Annotated in this window: 15 protein-coding genes; 10 read left to right on the top strand and 5 right to left on the bottom strand. The window is 76.0% G+C overall.

The window, feature by feature from the left end; all coding sequences use genetic code 11:
• The first annotated feature begins 52 nt into the window (after nt 1–52).
• The 5 genes from ACK586_RS07340 (at nt 53) to ligA (ending at nt 7248) form a co-directional block, all read left to right on the top strand.
• On the top strand, nt 53–1507 hold the full coding sequence (locus ACK586_RS07340; RefSeq protein WP_409329804.1) for an MFS transporter: 1455 nt from the start codon (nt 53–55) through the stop codon (nt 1505–1507).
• A gap of 150 nt (nt 1508–1657) precedes the next feature.
• Nucleotides 1658–2848 (top strand): cysteine desulfurase family protein, encoded by a 1191-nt coding sequence (locus tag ACK586_RS07335; protein ID WP_409329803.1) that lies wholly within the window; start codon nt 1658–1660, stop codon nt 2846–2848.
• A 67-nt stretch (nt 2849–2915) separates the two neighbouring features.
• On the top strand, nt 2916–3992 hold the full coding sequence (gene mnmA / locus ACK586_RS07330) for a tRNA 2-thiouridine(34) synthase MnmA (RefSeq protein WP_409329802.1): 1077 nt from the start codon (nt 2916–2918) through the stop codon (nt 3990–3992).
• A complete protein-coding gene (locus tag ACK586_RS07325) occupies nt 3989–4984 on the top strand; it encodes a methionine synthase (RefSeq protein WP_409329801.1) in 996 nt (331 codons plus the stop codon). Before mnmA ends, ACK586_RS07325 begins: the two co-directional genes overlap by 4 nt.
• A gap of 56 nt (nt 4985–5040) precedes the next feature.
• A complete protein-coding gene (ligA, locus tag ACK586_RS07320; RefSeq protein ID WP_409329800.1) occupies nt 5041–7248 on the top strand; it encodes an NAD-dependent DNA ligase LigA in 2208 nt (735 codons plus the stop codon).
• A gap of 151 nt (nt 7249–7399) precedes the next feature.
• Here the strand turns inward: ligA and ACK586_RS07315 are convergent, their stop codons facing one another.
• Nucleotides 7400–7882: a putative immunity protein gene (locus ACK586_RS07315; protein WP_409329799.1), complete on the bottom strand. Its 483-nt coding sequence runs from the start codon at nt 7880–7882 to the stop codon at nt 7400–7402.
• 67 nt (nt 7883–7949) lie between these two features.
• Nucleotides 7950–8615 carry an ACT domain-containing protein gene (locus ACK586_RS07310; protein ID WP_409329798.1) on the bottom strand — a complete coding sequence of 222 codons (666 nt, stop codon included), beginning with the start codon at nt 8613–8615 and terminating at the stop codon, nt 7950–7952.
• A gap of 247 nt (nt 8616–8862) precedes the next feature.
• On the opposite strand from ACK586_RS07310, the gene gatC reads away from it, so the two are divergent.
• The 4 genes from gatC to gatB all read left to right on the top strand — a co-directional run bounded on the left by gatC (nt 8863) and on the right by gatB (nt 12490).
• A complete protein-coding gene (gene gatC, locus ACK586_RS07305; protein WP_409329797.1) occupies nt 8863–9201 on the top strand; it encodes an Asp-tRNA(Asn)/Glu-tRNA(Gln) amidotransferase subunit GatC in 339 nt (112 codons plus the stop codon).
• Nucleotide 9202: 1 nt separating this feature from the next.
• Nucleotides 9203–10726, top strand: coding sequence for an Asp-tRNA(Asn)/Glu-tRNA(Gln) amidotransferase subunit GatA (gatA, locus tag ACK586_RS07300; protein ID WP_409329796.1), 1524 nt, complete (start codon nt 9203–9205; stop codon nt 10724–10726).
• A 76-nt stretch (nt 10727–10802) separates the two neighbouring features.
• Nucleotides 10803–10982, top strand: a complete 180-nt coding sequence (locus ACK586_RS07295; RefSeq protein ID WP_409329795.1) for a hypothetical protein — start codon at nt 10803–10805, stop codon at nt 10980–10982.
• Nucleotides 10979–12490 (top strand): Asp-tRNA(Asn)/Glu-tRNA(Gln) amidotransferase subunit GatB, encoded by a 1512-nt coding sequence (gene gatB, locus ACK586_RS07290; RefSeq protein ID WP_409329794.1) that lies wholly within the window; start codon nt 10979–10981, stop codon nt 12488–12490. Before ACK586_RS07295 ends, gatB begins: the two co-directional genes overlap by 4 nt.
• Nucleotides 12491–12657: 167 nt before the next feature.
• On the opposite strand, the gene ACK586_RS07285 is transcribed toward gatB, so the two are convergent.
• Together ACK586_RS07285 and ACK586_RS07280 are read right to left on the bottom strand one after the other, a co-directional pair.
• The gene (locus ACK586_RS07285) at nt 12658–12924 is read right to left on the bottom strand and encodes a hypothetical protein (protein WP_409329793.1); all 267 of its coding nucleotides are present in this window, start codon (nt 12922–12924) and stop codon (nt 12658–12660) included.
• Nucleotides 12925–13041: 117 nt separating this feature from the next.
• Complete coding sequence (locus ACK586_RS07280) at nt 13042–14190, bottom strand: PQQ-dependent sugar dehydrogenase (protein WP_409329792.1); 1149 nt, start codon at nt 14188–14190, stop codon at nt 13042–13044.
• 707 nt (nt 14191–14897) lie between these two features.
• On the opposite strand from ACK586_RS07280, the gene ACK586_RS07275 reads away from it, so the two are divergent.
• Entirely contained in the window at nt 14898–17201 is a 2304-nt protein-coding gene (locus ACK586_RS07275; RefSeq protein WP_409329791.1) for an HNH endonuclease signature motif containing protein, read from the top strand.
• A gap of 204 nt (nt 17202–17405) precedes the next feature.
• Here the strand turns inward: ACK586_RS07275 and ACK586_RS07270 are convergent, their stop codons facing one another.
• Nucleotides 17406–17762: a PH domain-containing protein gene (locus ACK586_RS07270; protein WP_409329790.1), complete on the bottom strand. Its 357-nt coding sequence runs from the start codon at nt 17760–17762 to the stop codon at nt 17406–17408.
• Nucleotides 17763–17771: the final 9 nt, after the last annotated feature.

Genomic DNA, 17771 nt, shown 5'->3' with positions numbered 1-17771 from the left:
GACCGGCGCTCGGTCGTGTCCGGGGGCGGGAAGTGCGGAGGAGGGCGGCGGGTTGGGCGCAGACGTGGAGTCCGTCGACGGGGGGATCTTCGGCCGGGGCCTGCGGTTGCGGACCACCGGCCTGCTGCTGCTCGTCACCCTGATCGCCTTCGAGACGATGGCCGTGGGCACGGCGATGCCGACCGTGGTGGCCGAGCTCGACGGGCTGGCCTGGTACGGCTGGCCGTTCTCCGCCTTCCTCGTCGCCTCGGTCGTCGGCATGGTCGTCGGCGGCGACATCGGCGACCGCCGCGGGCCCCGGACGGCCGTCGTCGCCGGGGTCGGGGTGTTCGCCGCCGGGTTGCTGGCCGCGGGGCTGGCCGGGTCGATGGCCGTGCTGGTGGCCGGCCGTGCCGTGCAGGGGCTGGGCTCGGGTCTGATCGCCGTCTCCCTCTACGTGGCGGCCGGCCAGGCCTTCCCGGCCCGCGTGCGCCCGGCGCTGTTCGGCGCGTTCTCCACCGCCTGGGTGGTGCCCGCCCTCGCGGGGCCGGTGATCGCCGGGCTGGTCACCGCGCACGCGTCGTGGCGGCTGGTGTTCCTCGGGCTGCTGCCGCTGGTCCTCGCCGGGCTGGTGCTGGTGCTGCCCGCGCTCCGGGCGCTGCCGGTGCCCGGGGAGCCGGGCAGGCCCGACCCGGCGCGGCGCTGGTGGGCGGGGCTGGCCGGGCTGGGGATCGCGGCGCTGCAGTACGCCGGGCAGCGGCTGGACGGCCTCTCCGTCGTCCTCGTCGCGGTGGGTCTGGCCGCCCTCGTCGCCGGGCTCCGGCGGTTGCTGCCGCCGGGCACGGTGCGCGCGGCGCGCGGGCTGCCGACCGTGGTGGCCTCCCGCGGGCTGCTGGCCGCCTCCTTCTTCGGGGTGGACGCGCTGCTGCCCCTCGCCCTCACCGAGCTGCACGGCTACAGCCCCGTCGCGGCCGGCATCCCGTTGACCGCCGGCTCCCTGGGCTGGGCGCTGGCCTCCGTCGCGCAGGGCCGCCGGCCGGGGCTGTCGCGGGTGCTGCTGCTGCGCGTGGGCTTCGCGTCGCTGGCCCTGGGTGTCGCGGGCACCGCGCTCGTGGCCGTGCCGGGCCTCGGCGGCTGGACGGCGTACGTGACCTGGACCGTCGCCGGCTTCGGGATGGGACTGGGCATGCCGAGCGTCGGCGTGCTGCTGTTCGAGCACTCGCCCGAGCACCGCCGCGGCGCCGACTCCTCGGCGCTGCAGATCTCCGACGTCACGGCGTCGGCACTCAGCGTCGGTGCGGTCGGCGTGCTGGTGGGGGCGGCCGGCCAGGGCTCGCTGCCACTGGCCGGGGCGGTGCTCGCGGCGGTCGCGCTGCTCACCGTCGTCGCCGCCACCGGGGCACTGGTGGCCCCGCGCGCCGGCGGTGGACCGGCGCGGACCGGGCCCTCCGCGTCCGCGACTACCCTGGCCGGGGCGGGCCGGCCTGTAGCGGGCACGCGGGCGCCGGCCGGCGAGGAGGCTGCGTGACCGAGCGTGCGAGGTCACCGAGGGGCGGAGCACGTCACGGCGCCGGGCCGACGAGCGCCAGCGAGGAGGCTGCGTGACCGAGCGTGCGAGGTCACCGAGGGGCGGAGCACGTCACGGCGCCGGGCCGACGAGCGCCAGCGAGGAGGACCGGTGACGTATCTCGACCACGCGGCGACCACGCCGTTGCTGCCCGAGGCGCTGACGGCGATGACCGAGCAGCTCGGCCGGGTCGGCAACGCCTCCTCGCTGCACGCCAGCGGCCGCGCCGCCCGTCGCGCCGCCGAGCAGGCCCGCGAGCGGCTCGCCGCGGCGCTGGGGGCCCGGCCGTCGGAGGTGCTGTTCACCGCCGGCGGGACCGAGAGCGACAACCTCGCCGTCAAGGGCCTGTTCTGGGCCCGGCGCGAGGCCGACCCGCAGCGACGCCGGATCGTGACCAGCCCGATCGAGCACCACGCCGTCCTGGACAGCGTCGAGTGGCTCGCCAAGCACGACGGCGCCGAGGTGACGTGGCTGCCGGTGGGACCCACCGGCCGGATCACGCCGGCGGCCCTGGCGGACGCGCTGGGCGACGGGTCCGACGTGGCGCTGGTGAGCGTCATGTGGGCGAACAACGAGATCGGCACGGTCAGCGACCTGGCCGCCCTGGCCGACGTCGCGCACGAGGTCGGCGTCCCGCTGCACACCGACGCGGTGCAGGCGGTGGGCCAGGTGCCTGTCGACTTCGGCGCCAGCGGCGTCGACGCGCTGACGATGACCGCGCACAAGCTGGGCGGACCCATGGGCGCCGGGGCCCTGCTGCTGCGCCGCGACGCGGCCTGCATGCCGCTGCTGCACGGCGGCGGGCAGGAGCGCGACGTGCGCTCGGGCACCCTGGACGTGGCCGCCATCGTGGGCCTGGCCGTGGCCGCCGAGGTCGCCGTCGACCGGCGCGAGGACCGCGCGCGGCGGCTGACCGGCCTGCGGGACCGGCTCGTCGCCGGGGTGGTGGAGCGGGTGCCCGACGCCCGCCTCAACGGCGCTCCGCTGGACGACGTCCTCGCCGGCGATCTCGGGCGGCTGCCCGGCAACGCGCACCTGTCGTTCCCGGGCGCGGAGGGCGATGCGCTGCTCATGCTGCTCGACGCCCGCGGGGTCGAGTGCTCCACCGGCTCGGCGTGCAGCGCCGGTGTCGCGCGGCCCAGCCACGTGCTGCTCGGCATCGGTGCCGAGGCGGACCGGGCGCGCAGCTCGCTGCGCTTCTCCCTCGGCTCGACGTCCACCGACGCGGACGTCGACGCGGTGCTCGAGGTGATCGGCCCGGTGGTGGAGCGGGCCCGACGGGCGGGGATGAGCCGGGCGTGAGGCGCGGGGGAGAAGGTGCGGCGGCGAGGTCCGCGCGCAGCGACCGCGGGACCGGGCGGGAGCGGTCGTGAGGGTGCTGGCCGCCATGAGCGGCGGGGTCGACTCCGCGGTCGCCGCCGCGCTCGCCGTCGACGCCGGGCACGAGGTGACCGGCGTCCACCTCGCGCTGTCCCCGGACCGGCAGACGCTGCGCAGCGGCGCCCGCGGGTGCTGCAGCGTGGAGGACGCGCACGACGCCCGCCGGGTCGCCGACGAGCTCGGCATCCCGTTCTACGTCTGGGACCTGGCCGAGCGGTTCAGCGAGGACGTCGTCGCGGACTTCGTCGCCGAGTACGCGGCCGGGCGCACCCCCAACCCCTGCCTGCGCTGCAACGAGAAGATCAAGTTCAGCGCGGTGCTGGACCGGGCGCGGGCGCTGGGCTTCGACGCCGTCGTCACCGGCCACCACGCCCGGCTGGCCGACGGCGAGCTGCGCCGCTCGGCCGACGCGGCCAAGGACCAGTCCTACGTGCTCGCGGTGCTGACCGCCGGGCAGCTGGCCGGCGCGGTGTTCCCCCTCGGCCCGATGACCAAGCAGCGGGTGCGGGAGATCGCCGCCGAGCGGGGCTTCGCCGTGGCGACGAAGGCCGACTCGCACGACATCTGCTTCATCCCCGACGGCGACACCCGCGGCTTCCTCGCCCGCCGGCTGGGGGAGCAGCCCGGCCCCCTGGTCGACGCGGCCACCGGCGCCACCGTGGGCGAGCACTCCGGCACGTACGGCTTCACCGTCGGGCAGCGCCGCGGGCTGGGCGTCAGCGTGGGGGACCAGCGGCCGCGCTACGTGCTCGGCATCGAGCCGGTCAGCCGCACGGTGACCATCGGGACGGCCGACCTCGCGGGCGTGACCGAGGTGCGCACCGGCCCGCCGACCTGGACCGGCGGGGCACCCACGCTGCCGCTGCGGGCGCAGGTGCAGCTGCGGGCGCACGGCAGCGCGGTGCCCTGCACCGTCGACGGCGACTCCGGCGGCCTGGTCGTCGCGCTCGACGAGGCCCAGCGCGGGGTCGCGCCGGGGCAGTCGGCGGTGGTCTACCTGCCCGACCCCGAGCGCGGCGACCTCGTCCTCGGCCAGGGTCCGGTGGCCTCGGCGGGCCGGCCGTGACCGAGCAGCCGCAGGCGTCGCCCTGGGGGCCGGCCACCGGTGTGGGCTCGCTGCCGGGCACCGACCCGGTCGAGGCGCTGCGGGTGGTCCTCGGCGAGCTGCCCGATCTGCCGCACCTGCCCGAGCTGCCCGGCCGGGGTGCCGGCGCGGACCTGCTCGGCCGCAGCGCCGCGCTGCTGGTCGACCTCGCCGTCGACCTGACCCCGGCCGGCTGGCGGCTGGTCCCCCGGGGCGGGGTCGACCAGCGACGGGCCCGCGAGTTCCTGGCGCGTGACCTCGACGTCCTGCACGACCTGGCGGCCGGGTACGCGGGCACGTTGAAGGTGCAGGCGGCCGGGCCGTGGACGCTCGCGGCCGGCCTCGAGCGGATGCGCGGCGACCGGGCGGTCGTCGACGCCGGGGCCCGCCGTGACCTCGGGCAGTCGCTGGCCGAGGGGATTGCGGCGCACGTCGCGGAGGTCGCGGCGCGGGTCCCGGGGGCGCGGGTGGTCGTGCAGCTGGACGAGCCGTCGCTGCCCGCCGTCGTCCAGGGCGCGCTGCCGACCGCCAGCGGCTTCGGGAAGCTGCCGTCGGTCGAGGCGAGCGTCGTGGAGCAGGAGCTGGCCGCGGTGGTGGCCGCCGTCCCGGGGCCGGTGGTCGTGCACTGCTGCGCGTCCCGGGCGCCGCTGGAGCTGTTCCGGGCCGCCGGCGCGGCCGCGGTCTCGTTCGACCACGGGCTGGTGCAGGACCTCGACGCGGTGGGGGCCGCGGTCGACGCCGGCCTGCACCTGGTGCTCGGCGTGGTGCCGGGTACCGACGCCGTGCTGCCCGCCCCGAAGGCGACGGCGTCGCGGCTGCGGGCGTGGTGGAACGAGCTGGGTTTCCCCGCCGACGACCTGGCCGCGGCGGTGACGCTGGCACCGTCGTGCGGCCTGGCCGGCGCCTCACCGGTGTACGCGCGGGCGGCGATGACCCACGTGCGCGAGGCGGCGCGCCACCTCCAGCCGGAGTAGCCACCCGATCGGGCGGGAGGGGCTTGGCTGTCGGTACCGCTGGATACGGTTCGCGGGTGAGCACGGACGCCGAGACCGCCGTCGACGCCCCGCGGGTCACCGCCGCCGTCGACCGGGAGGACCTCACCGAGGTCCCCGACGGGGCGCGCACCCGTCACCGGGACCTCGCCGAGGAGCTCGACCGCTACGCCTTCGCCTACTACGTGCAGGACGCCCCGCTGGTCAGCGACGGCCAGTACGACGAGCTGATGGCCGAGCTGAGGGCCGTCGAGGCCGAGCACCCGGCGCTGGTGACCCCGGACTCGCCGAGCCAGAAGGTCAACGGGGGCTTCACGGCGACGTTCGCGCCGGTGCAGCACCTGGAGCGGATGCAGAGCCTGGACAACGCGTTCAGCAGCGACGAGCTGTCGGCGTGGGCGGCGCGCGTCGAACGGGACGCGGGCAGCGGGGTGAGCTGGCTGTGCGAGCTGAAGATCGACGGCCTCGCGGTGGCGCTGCTCTACGAGCGGGGCCGGCTGGTCCGCGCGGCGACCCGGGGCGACGGCGTCACCGGCGAGGACGTGACCGCCAACGTGCGCACGATGGCCGACGTCCCGCACCAGCTCGCGGGGGAGGAGCTCCCGGAGCGGCTCGAGGTCCGCGGCGAGATCTACTTCCCGGTCGAGGCCTTCGCCGACCTCAACGCCTCGATGGTCGAGCAGGGGAAGGCGCCGTTCGCCAACCCGCGCAACGCCGCGGCGGGGTCGCTGCGGCAGAAGGACCCGCGGGTGACCGCGTCCCGGCGGCTGCGGCTGATCGTGCACGGTCTCGGCGTCCACGACGGGTGGCAGCCGCAGCGGCAGTCGCAGGCCTACGACCGGCTGCGGGAGCTCGGGCTGCCGACCAGCGATCGGTTCGAGGTGGTCGACGACCTCGAGGGCGTGTGGGCCTACGTCGAGCGCTACCGCGAGCAGCGGCACTCGGTGGAGCACGAGATCGACGGGGTCGTCGTGAAGGTCGACCAGGTGGCGCTGCAGCGGCGGCTGGGCTCGACGTCGCGGGCGCCGCGCTGGGCGATCGCGTTCAAGTACCCGCCGGAGGAGGCGACCACCACGCTGCTCGACATCCGGGTGAACGTCGGCCGCACCGGCCGGGTGACGCCGTTCGCCCACATGGAGCCGGTGAAGGTGGCCGGCTCGACCGTGCAGCTGGCCACGCTGCACAACGCCTCCGAGGTGGTGCGCAAGGGCGTCCTGATCGGCGACACCGTCGTCATCCGCAAGGCCGGCGACGTCATCCCCGAGGTGCTGGGCCCGGTCGTGGCGGCGCGGACCGGTGACGAGCGCGCGTTCGAGATGCCCACGCACTGCCCCGAGTGCGGCACCGAGCTGCGGCCGGAGAAGGAGGGCGACGCCGACATCCGCTGCCCCAACGCCCGGTCGTGCCCCGCCCAGCTGCGGGAGCGGGTCTTCCACGTGGCCGGCCGCGGCGCCTTCGACATCGAGAACCTCGGGTACGAGGCCGCGACCGCGCTGCTGCAGAGCGGGTTGCTGCAGGACGAGGGCGACCTGTTCTTCCTCGACGCCGAGCAGCTGCAGCGCTCGGCCTTCTTCACGAAGAAGGACGGCACGCTGTCGGCCAACGGCCAGAAGCTGCTGGCGAACCTGCAGACCCGCAAGGACGTGCCGCTGTGGCGGGTGCTGGTCGCCCTCTCCATCCGGCACGTGGGACCGACAGCGGCGCAGGCCCTCGCGCGGGACTTCCGCTCCATCGACCGCATCATCGAGGCGGGCGAGGAGGAGCTGGCCGCGGCCGACGGCGTCGGCCCGACCATCGCGCGCTCGGTCCGGGACTGGTTCGCCGTCGACTGGCACCGCGAGGTCGTCGAGAAGTGGCGGGCCGCCGGGGTGCGGTTGGCCGACCAGGGGGAGGACGCCGGTCCCGGCCCGCTCACCGGGGTCACCGTCGTGGTCACCGGTTCGCTGCGCGACCTCAGCCGCGACCAGGCGATCGCCGCGATCCAGGCGCGCGGCGGCAAGGTCACCGGCTCGGTCAGCAAGAAGACCGGGTTCGTGGTGGTGGGGGCGGACCCGGGCAGCAAGTACGACAAGGCCGTGCAGGTCAAGGCGCCGATCCTGGACGACGACGGCTTCCGGGTGCTCCTCGACGAGGGGCCGGACGCCGCCCGCGCCGTGGCCACCGTCGGCGACGGAGAGCCCGCCCCGGTACCGGCGCCGGCGGAGGACGCGGCGGCGCCCGCGGAGGAGCCGCCCGCCCACGGCTGATGCGCTCGGGCCTGCCCGGCGCGGGGAACGGGGGGGCGGGGACGGCGGCGTCGGCCCTGTGCCGGCCCGGTCGCCGGACCGGAGTGGCCGCCCGGGGGACGACGGTTCCTGCCCGACGGGTGCCCGGTGCCGGTGGACGACGGGCAGCTGCTCAGCAGTCGAAGACCGACCAGCAGAGGTCGTTGCGCAGCCGCTGGTCATCGAGGACCAGGTCACGGATCGCCTCCGGCAGCCGGGATCGCTGCCAGCGGCACTCGGCCCGTCCCGCGGCGTCGTCGGCCCCTGCCGGTGCGGCCGTCCGCACCGCCTTGATGGCGTAGGCGGCCGCGCCGAGCTCGTGCGCGGCGACGTGGGCGACGACCGCTGCCTGACCGGCGGCGTAGGCGGCGTGCCGGGCGGCCCCGCGCAGGTCCCGCGCCGCGCCCATCGCGTGCCCGCCGGCCGCGCGGGCCCGCATCATGCCCAGCTCCCCGCGTGCCCAGGCGCGGACCGCCCCGATCGCGGCACGTGGCCGGTCGTCGTCGGGGCGGGCGGACTCGAACAGCCCGAGGACGTGCTCGGCGCACTCGGCCGCCCACAGGGCGAGCAGGTGGTGGTCGGTGTCGGTGAGGCTCCCGCCCCGGCGGATCGTCACGAGGCGGGGGTCGCGGACCGGGGAGAGGATCACCGCCCGCGCCCGTGGTCGCCGGCGGGCGGCCGGCTCACGCCGGGGGCAGGTGGGCGACGGTGGCCGCGATGCCGGCCAGGTGCACCAGCCGCAGCAGCTCGGAGCGGCGGAACGCCGGTCCGCCGGAGCGGCCGATGACGACCGCGGTGCGCGGCGAGCCGAACGGCGTGGCCATCATCTCGATGGCCATCTCCCGCCACCGCTCCGGCAGCCACTCGTCCTCGCTCGGCAGCAGCCGCGGCGACTCCAGCGGCAGCCAGGGCAGCGGCATCCCCTCGAACGAGGGCGCCGCGTCGGACGCCGCCAGCGCCTCGCACGGGCCGCCGTCCCCCGTGAGGACGGCGGCCCAGCCGCTGGTGAAGACCCGGGGCAGCTCGGCGGCCAGCAACTTGACGGCGGTGCCCTCGGCGGCCCGGGAGAGCGCCTCCAGCAGCTCGAGCTCCCGGTGGGTGTCGAGCGTCCCGGAGAACGGCCGCAGCGACTCCACCTGCACCCCGGGCACCGCCCGCGCGGCGGTGATCAGGCTGTCCGGCAGCCGGTCGGGCGGGAGGTCGATGACGATGTCGTCGACCGCGACCCCGCCGCCGCGCTCGAGGACGTCGACCGACACGATGTCGACGCCTGCGGTGCCGAGCGCGGTGGCGACGGCGCCGAGGATGCCGGGCCGATCGGGGACGACCAGCCGCAGGAGATAGGACACGGTGCCTCCGGGCGTCCTTCGGGTGCGGGCCGATCCTCGTCGATCGCAGACGCGGGCCAGCTTCCCCCATGGCCCCCGGCCCGGTCGAGCAGCACCGGCAGCGGCGTCGGCCACCGACCGTCCGCCGCCGAGCCGCCGCGCGGGGGCCACGTACAGTGGCGGGGTTGGTTCCCCGGTCCCGCACGTCCCCGCACCGCACGGTCCGGGCCGGCGGCGGGACGGCGCAGGAGTGGAGTTCCGCCCGAGCATGAGCACGCCGTCACCGCACGAAGCCCCGGAGCGGGATGCCTCCGCCGGACTCCGGCGCGAGGACATCGCGCACCTGGCGCGGCTGTCCCGCCTCGCCCTGACCGAGGAGGAGCTCGACCGCTTCGCCGGGCAGCTGGGCGCGGTGCTCGACGCGGTCGCGCAGGTGGGGAGGGCCGACGTCGCCGACGTGGCGCCCACCACGCACGCGGTGCCGTTGACCAACGTGCTCCGCGAGGACGTGGCCACCCCGAGCCTGCCGCGCGACGTCGTCCTCGCCGCTGCGCCCGCGGCCGAGGACGACCGCTTCCGCGTGCCGCGGATCCTGGGGGAGGACTGACATGGCCGACCTGACCGATCTGGACGCCGCCGAGCTCGGCCGCCGGCTCGCCGGTGGGGAGGTCTCCTCCGTCGAGGCGACGCGCGCCTACCTCGACCGGATCGAGGCCGAGGACGGCGCCGTCGGCGCCTACCTGCACGTCGACGCCGAGGCCGCCCTGGAGCGGGCCGCCGCCGTCGACGCCTCCCGCGCGACCGGCGAGGAGCCGGGCCCGCTGGCCGGGCTGCCCGTCGCGCTCAAGGACGTCGTCGTGACCGAGGGGGTCCCGACCACCAGCGGCTCGCGGATCCTTGAGGGCTGGCGGCCGCCGTACGACGCGACCGTGGCCGGCCGGCTGAAGGACGCCGGCACGGTCCTGCTCGGCAAGACCAACATGGACGAGTTCGCCATGGGCAGCTCGACCGAGAACTCCGCCTACCGGGTCACCCGCAACCCGTGGGACCTGGCCCGGATCCCGGGTGGCTCCTCGGGCGGGTCGTCGGCGGCGGTCGCCGGCGGGCTGGCGCCGTGGGCCCTGGGCACCGACACCGGCGGCTCGATCCGCCAGCCGGCCGCCCTGACCGGGCTGGTGGGGCACAAGCCCACCTACGGCTCGGTGTCCCGCTACGGCCTCATCGCCTTCTCCTCCAGCCTCGACCAGGCCGGACCCATGGCTCGCACGGTCCTCGACGCCGCCCTCCTGCACGAGGCGATCGGCGGGCACGACCCGCGCGACTCGACGAGCATCGACGCGCCGCTGCCGCCGCTGGCGGAGTGCGCCCGCCGCGGGGCTGCCGGGGACCTCGCCGGCCTGCGCGTCGGGGTCGTCCGCGAGCTGGGCGGCGAGGGCCACACCGAGGGCTACGACGACGGCGTCCTCGCGCGTGTCGCCGAGGCGGTGCAGCTCATGGAGGGCATGGGCGCGCAGGTCCGGGAGGTGTCCTGCCCGAGCTTCGACCTGGCGCTGCCGGCCTACTACCTGATCGCGCCGAGCGAGGCCTCCTCCAACCTCGCGCGGTTCGAGGGCATGCGCTTCGGCATCCGGGTGGCCGACGACGGGGAGCACGACCTCGACGAGGTGATGGCCCTGACCCGCGAGCAGGGCTTCGGCCCCGAGGTGAAGCGCCGGATCATCCTCGGCACCTACGCGCTGTCGGCCGGCTACTACGACGCCTACTACGGGCAGGCGCAGAAGGTCCGCACGCTGATCACGCGCGACTTCACCGCGGCCTTCGACGACGTGGACGTCCTGGTCAGCCCGACGACGCCGACCGTCGCGTTCCCGCTGGGCGCCCGCGTCGACGACCCGCTGGCCATGTACGCCGCCGACCTCTGCACGCTGCCGGCGAGCCTGGCGGGCCTGCCGGCCACCTCGGTGCCCGTGGGCCTGTCCGAGGGGCTGCCGGTCGGCCTGCAGATCATGGCGCCGGCGCTGGCCGACGACCGCTGCTACTCGCTGGCCGCCGCCGTCGAGGCCGCGCTCGACGACGCTCGCGGGCACCGGCTGCTCGACGAGCTCCCCACCCGCGCCGGAGCGGCGACGTGAGCGCCCCGGCCGGTTCGGGCCCGACCACGGTGACGCTCGCGTGCGCGGGGCCGACGGGTGCCGGGGAGGTGGGCTCGTGAACGGGCCGCTGAAGGCCGCGTGGGCGTTGACGGCATTCGTCGTCGTCGCCGGAGCGGTGCTCTGGATCCTCACCGGCGAGGTCGTCTTCGCCGTCTTCATCGTCCTCGGACTGCTCACCGGGGCCGGCGCCTGGATCACCGGCCGGTCCCTCCCGAAGGGGGACACGACACCGTGACCACCACCCAGACCGGCGACCGCCTCGTCGACTTCGACGAGGTGCTCACCCGGTACGAGCCGGTCATCGGCCTGGAGACCCACGTCGAGCTGGGCACCGCCTCGAAGATGTTCTGCGGCTGCGCCACCGCCTTCGGTGCCGAGCCCAACACCCAGACCTGCCCGGTCTGCCTCGGGCTGCCCGGCTCGCTGCCGGTCGCCAACGCCGCCGCGGTCGAGCACACGATCCGGATCGGCCTGGCGCTGGGCTGCCGGATCGCCGGGTGGTCCCGCTTCGCCCGGAAGAACTACTTCTACCCGGACATCCCCAAGGGCTTCCAGACCAGCCAGTACGACGAGCCGCTGTGCACCGCCGGCCACCTCGACGTCGAGGTCGACGGCCAGACGTACCGGGTCGAGATCGAGCGCGTGCACCTGGAGGAGGACACCGGCAAGAACCTGCACGTCGGCGGCTCGACGGGACGGATCCACGGGGCCGACCACTCGCTGGTCGACTTCAACCGTGCAGGCATCCCGCTGGTGGAGATCGTCACCCGGCCCATCCCGGGCGCCGGCGCCAAGGCCCCCGAGGTCGCCCGCGCCTACGTGACCGAGCTGCGGGAGATCGTGCAGGCCCTGGGCGCCTCCGACGTCCGCATGGAGCAGGGGAGCCTCCGCTGCGACGTGAACACGTCGCTGGCTCCGATCGGCAGCCTGGAGTGGGGGACCCGCACCGAGACCAAGAACGTGAACTCGCTGCGCTCGGTCGAGCGAGCCGTGCGCTACGAGATGCGCCGGCAGGCCGCCGTCCTGGACGCCGGCGGGCGGGTGCTGCAGGAGACCCGGCACTTCCACGAGGACACCGGCAGCACCTCGCCGGGCCGGAGCAAGGAGGAGGCGACCGACTACCGGTACTTCCCCGAACCCGACCTGGTGCCGCTCGCGCCGGACACCGAGTGGGTGGAGAAGCTCGCCACCGGCCTGCCCGAGCTGCCGGCCGCCCGCCGCGCCCGCCTGCAGGAGGAGTGGGGGCTGTCGCCCACCGAGATGGCGTGGCTGGTCAACGCCGGCGCGCTCGGCCTGGTGACCGACACGGTGGCCGCCGGGGCGTCCCCGGCCGACGCCCGCAAGTGGTGGCTGGGCGAGCTCGCGCGGCGGGCTAACGACGCCGGCGTGGAACTCGGCGAGCTCGCGGTCACCCCGGCCCAGGTGGCCGAGCTGACCGCGCTGGTCGGCGAGGGCACGATCAACGACCAGCTCGCGCGCCAGACGCTCGACGGCGTGCTGGCCGGCGAGGGCGATCCGCGGCAGGTGGTGACGGATCGCGGCCTGGCCGTCATGGGCGAGTCCGACGAGCTGGTCGCGGCGGTCGAGGCCGCGATCGCGGGTGCTCCCGATGTCGTCGAGAAGGTCCGCGGCGGCAAGGTGCAGGCTCTCGGCGCGCTGGTCGGCGCGGTCATGAAGGCCACCCGCGGCAAGGCGGATGCGGCCACGGTCAGGCGCATGCTCGAGGAGCGCGTCGTCGGGTAGCACGGCCGGATCCGGTGGTGGGCCCGGCAGGGCTTCGCCGGGTCCGGTGCGGCCCGCCCGGGGGGACGGCACCGGACCGCGTCTGTCGGCCGGGAGGCCGACGACGTCACAGCGGGCTGAGTTCGGCAGCGGGGTGTGATCTGGGTGGGAAAACCCGTCACAGGCTTCTACGCCTCGGGTCCTCCGTGGTGGCCGCCGGCCTCGTCGTAGTAGCGGCGAACGTGCAGCGACCGAACGAACAGCGCCACCAGCATGAGCGCGGCAAGGCCGGTGAGTACGGCCGCGAACGGCCGTATCCACGCGGACTCCACCCCGACGGTGAACGACGCGACGAAGCCTGCGATCAAGAAGACGACGCAGAACAGGTAGAACCCCTGTGCCGCGCGGCTCGCCGTCCACGCTGGCGTCTCCTCAAGCGGTCGCCAGAACCTCACGGCCGGACCGTATCCTCAGGTCACCGCGCTGTGCCACGCAGAGCGGCCGGGCGCGCTGACCTGGGCCGCGGAGTAGATGGCGATTTTTCCCACCCAGATCACACCCCGCTGCCGAACTCACAGCGGGCTGTCCTCCCCGGACGCCCCCGGGGGCAGGATCCGCAGGACCTTGTCGTCGTCCTCGGCGGGCTGGCCCAGCCCGTCGCGGTTGGACGTCGTGATCCACAGGGCGCCGGTCTGCGGTTCCAGGACGACGGTGCGCAGCCGGCCGTACTGGTCGGGGAGCAACTCCTCGGGCTCGGCCACGGGGACGCCGGCGCCGTCGAGCGTGACGGAGTAGATGCGCCGGCCCTCCAGCGCGCCGAGGTGGATCGTCGGTCCGGCGACGGCGCACCCGGCCAGGCCGCCCGCAGCGCCGTCGATGTCCTGCACCGCGTCCGGTGCGCTGCCGCCCTCGACGACCTCGCCGAGCAGGTCGGGCCCTTGTCCCGGGTCGTCGGTGGCGTAGAGCGATTCGTCGCCGCCCAGGCAGAGCGCAGTGACGTTGCTGAAACCGCTGCCGTGCACGGGGTTGTCACCGATCGGCTGGCCGAAGACGTCGATGCGCAGCACCTTTCCCGCCAGCGACGCCGGATCCCGTGCCAGCGCCGGGTCACCGGTGTCCCCGGTTCCCACGTACAGCGAGCCGTCCAGGCCGAACAGCAGTGCGCCGCCGTTGTGCACCTCGCCGCGCGGGATGCCGGTGAGGACGGCGTTCGGAGTACCGCCGCTGAGCGGGAAGCGGACCACCCGGTTGTCCGTGGCGGTGCTCAGGTAGGCGTAGACGAGACCGTCCTCGTCGAAGGTGGGGGAGAGCGCCAGCCCGAACAGGCCGCCGTCCCCTGCGGTGTCGACGCCGGGGACCACCATGATCTCCCGGGCCGGCGACCGGTCGGGGAAGACTTGCAGCAGCCGGCCCGTCTCCCGCTCGGCCACCAGGGCGGTGCCATCGGGGAGCAGGACCAGTCCGGTGGGCACGTCCAGGTCCGTTGCCACCACGTTCGGGTCCTGTGCGCCCTCGCCCGGCTGGCCCGACGGAGGTCCGGAGGGCGGCGGCGGTACCCGGCCCTCGGTGGGCGGGGCCACCTGGGGAGGTGCGCCCTCGGGGAGTGGCCGCCAATCGCCGGACGGCTCGTAGCTGTCGTCGCTGCCGCAGCCGGCGACCACGGCTGCCAGGAGGAGCGTGCCGGCCAGCCGGGACGCCCGTCGTCCGCGCTCCCGCCTCACGCCTCAGACAGTACGTGCGCTGCGTGCCCGCCGGGGGCGACGCCGACGGCGCGGGGAACCGGTCGTCGGGTGGTCGGGCGGCGTGAGGGGGTGCCATGAGGGCCAGCGTGCCCGTCGGCTCGGACGGGGAGCGCGTGGACGTCCACAGGGAGCTGGTTCATCCACAACAGCGTCTTTGCTGGTCAGGCGCCCGTCGAGGCGCTAGTATCGAACACGTGTACGAGGCGTCGGCGGTTGACGGTGACGGTGTCCTGTCGCCGGTCGAGGTTGCCGTGGGCGAGTTGGTCGAGGGGTTGGCGGACAGTCGCTGGGAGGTCCGCCGGCCACCGGGTCAGTGGATCCTGGAGGCGTTCCACCCGCACGGGAGCGGCGCGCTGGTTGCCGCGGTCGGTCGCGCGCTGGCGGAGTCGGCGGCGGCAGAGACCCCGTCCGCCTCATCGCCCGCCTCCTCCACGTCCGCTTCGTCCCCGCCGTCCACCTCGTCCACCGCGTCTTCCACGTCCACCTCGTCGGGTGGGGCCGCGTCAGCGTCTGCGCTGTCGGGAGGAACCGCGCACGCTGCCCCGTCGGGCGATGGCATCGCGTCTTCTGCGGTGTCCGCCGATGGCCCCGCGGTGGAGGTGCCGCCTGCTGACGGTGCGGCGGTCGGTGCGCCGGCCGGCGCGGTGGTGCCGTCTGCGGCTGGCGTGTCGTCGGTGGATGGGCGGGTGCGGTTGCTGGAGGAGGGGGCGGGCTGGCTGGACGTGGCGGTGGATCTGGAGCAGGGGTTGGCGCAGTTGGCCGGGGCGCGGGTGCGGGCGGTGGCGGCGTTCGCCCGGTGCCGGCCGGCGGCCTGGGACCGGCAGCCCGGGGAGGTGGGGGCGGCGTCGGCGGCGTCGCGGGCGGCGCGGCCGGCGGTGGTGGCGGCGGTGAGTGAGTGGGCCGCCGATGAGCTGGGCGCGCGGTTGCGGTTGCCCGGGCCGGCCGCGGCGGAGTTGCTGGTCGAGGCGGTGGAGCTGGTGGAGCTGTTGCCGGGCACGCTGGCGGCGTTGGAGGCCGGGGACATCTCCTGGGCGCAGGCGCGGGCGTTGGTGGAGTTGCTGCGGCCGGTGGCGGTGGGCAAGAAGGCGGCGGTGGAGGCGCGGGTGTTGCCGCGGGCGCCGGGGCAGACGGTGACTCAGTTGCGCCAGTGCACCCGGCGGGCGATCGCCCGGATCGACGCCGATGCGTTGCTGCGCCGGCTGGAGCAGGCCATCCGGGAGCGGAAGGTGACCCGCCAGGCCGGGCAGGACGGGATGGCGGTGTTGTCGGCGTGGCTGCCCGCGCCGGTGGCGCGGGCCTGCTGGGAGGTGCTGCGCGCCCACGCCCGGGCGTGCGCGGTCGACGCGGAGGGGCGGGCGGATCCGCGCAGCCTGGATGAGCGGATGGCCGACTGCCTGGCCGATCTGATCCTGCGCCCCGACGCCGCCGGCCGCTCTCCGGTGCAGGTGCTGCTCACGCTGGTGGCCTCGGTGGACACGCTGACCGGGACCGGGCCCGACGCCGATGAGCCCGGTGAGCTGGAGACAGACACGGTGCCGGCGGCGCTGGTCCGCGAGCTGGCCCACACCCTGGGCCTGCTGCCCCGCCCCACGACCCAGACCACTCCCAGCGACCCGACCCAGCCGGCCGACCCGACCGACCCGGCCGACCCGGCCGACCCCGCCGACCCGGCCGAGGCGGCTGATCCGGGCGATCCGACTGACCCGGCCGAGCCGGCCGAGGCGGGTGAGGCCGCGCCGGGCGCAGACGACCGCGCCGGGGACGGCTCGGACGAGCACGACACCGGCACCGGTGCCCGACCGGACTCCGCCGCCGGAGGCGACAGCAGCGGCAGCGGCGGCGACACCGAGGGCGCAGGCGGCGGTAGCGGCGGCGACATCGAGGGCGACGGCACCGGCGGCGACGGTGACGCCGAGGGCGAGGACGGCGGCACCGGCGGCGGTGGCGCCGAAGCCGGTCGTGTCCGCGGCGCCGAGGACCTGCCCGCTCGTGCCGAGCCGACCTCGACCGGCCTGACCCCCACGGAGCCGGCCCCCGCAGAGCCGGCCCCCGCAGAGCCGACCCCCACAGAGCCGGCCCCCACAGAGCCGACCCCCACAGAGCCGACCCCCACAGAGCCGACCCCCACGGGGCCGACCCCGGCAGAACAGGCCCCGGCGCCCCCGACCCCGGCGCCCCCGGCGCCGGCCCCGGCGGACTCGACCTCGGCCGAGGGTGCGGCGGGTCTTCCCGCGGCGGAGGTCGCGGCGGGTGCCCGGGCTTCCGCCGCGCTGGCCGCCGCCGGCGCCGCACCGCCCGGCCCGGCCGGGCAGGCGGCGACCGCCGGGGCCCGGCAGGCGCTGGCCGCGCTGCTGGACCTGCGCCGGCTCACCGACACCGCACTGGCCCAACGCCCCCGCATCGCCGTCGTGGACAACCTCACCGGCTGCCTGCTGGCCCTCACCGACAGCATCGAGCTGCGCGCAGCAGCCCGCGACGGCGCCGGGCTGAGCCCACCACCGGACACCGACGGCTACCGCCCCTCGGCCCCACTGGACCGGTTCGTCCGGCTACGCGACCGCCGCTGCCGCTTCCCCGGCTGCCGCGCCCGCGCCCGCCGCGGCGACCTGGACCACCGCGTTCCCCACCCGCTGGGCCCCACCGCCCACCACAACCTGGAAAGCCTCTGCGAGCACCACCACCGGCTGTCCCACCAAGCACCGGGCTGGCAACTGAGCGGCTGCTCCGACGGCGGCCTGGTCTGGACCCTGCCCGGCGGCACCACCATCACCACCGTCCCACCCCGCTTCGGCACCGACGACGGCAGCCAACCCACCCCCACCGGCACCGGCACCGGCGCCGACCCGGCCAGCGACGACCTGTCCAGCGACGACCTGCTGCGCGACGACATCCCCTGGTACCGCCTCACCCCCACCCAACGCCGCGAACGCATCCGGCTCGCCGTCTGCGGACGACCGGCCCGCCCCGGCGACCCACCCGCACCCTTCTGAGAAGGAGTCGCAGCACGTGAGCAGCACGTGAGCAGCACGGTGGACGGGCGGAGCCTGCGGATACACGGGGAACGCAGCCGCAGGAGTGTCGGCCTCCCCGGCGTCCACGTGCACCCTGCTGAGCGGCTCCCGACGAGCAGCTCGCCGGATGGGGCGGAATCGAGCGGCCGGGGCGCGATGAGCAGGCCCCTGGCGGAGAGCCGCTCAGCCGCGAGGCGGGGCGGGGACGTCGATCCGGCCACCGGACAGCGCCGCCAGCCGTGGCAGGTCCCGTGCCCGCAGCACCGGCAGGCGGACCTCGGTGCCGCGGGTCGTGACCAGCCACAGCCCGGCGCGGTCGTCGACGCGGATGCCGGCCACCTCCCGCCACGGCACCCGGCGCGCCCCGACCACCGATCGGGCGGTCACGGCCTCGTCATCGATGTCGACACCGACCCGCAGCACCCACGCGGCCGCGACCAGCGGGATGAGCAGGAAGACCAGCGTCCACACCGCAGCTGCAGCCAGCGGCAGGACGCAGACCAGCAGCACGACGACGGGCACCAGTGCGGTGCGGCTCATGCGCAGACG

Origin of the sequence: Trujillonella humicola (genome assembly GCF_046233715.1) — a bacterium.
GTDB lineage: Bacteria > Actinomycetota > Actinomycetes > Mycobacteriales > Geodermatophilaceae > Trujillonella > Trujillonella humicola.
The sequence above is the reverse complement of the archived record's forward strand: the minus strand, read 5'-3'. Positions and strand labels throughout refer to the sequence as shown.

Bases quoted from the DNA above. Each gene is read 5' to 3' on its own strand.
- gatC (WP_409329797.1), top strand. From the start codon at position 8,863: ATGAGCACGCCGTCACCGCACGAAGCCCCGGAGCGGGATGCCTCCGCC.
- gatA (WP_409329796.1), top strand. From the start codon at position 9,203: ATGGCCGACCTGACCGATCTGGACGCCGCCGAGCTCGGCCGCCGGCTC.
- ACK586_RS07270 (WP_409329790.1), bottom strand. From the start codon at position 17,762: ATGAGCCGCACCGCACTGGTGCCCGTCGTCGTGCTGCTGGTCTGCGTC.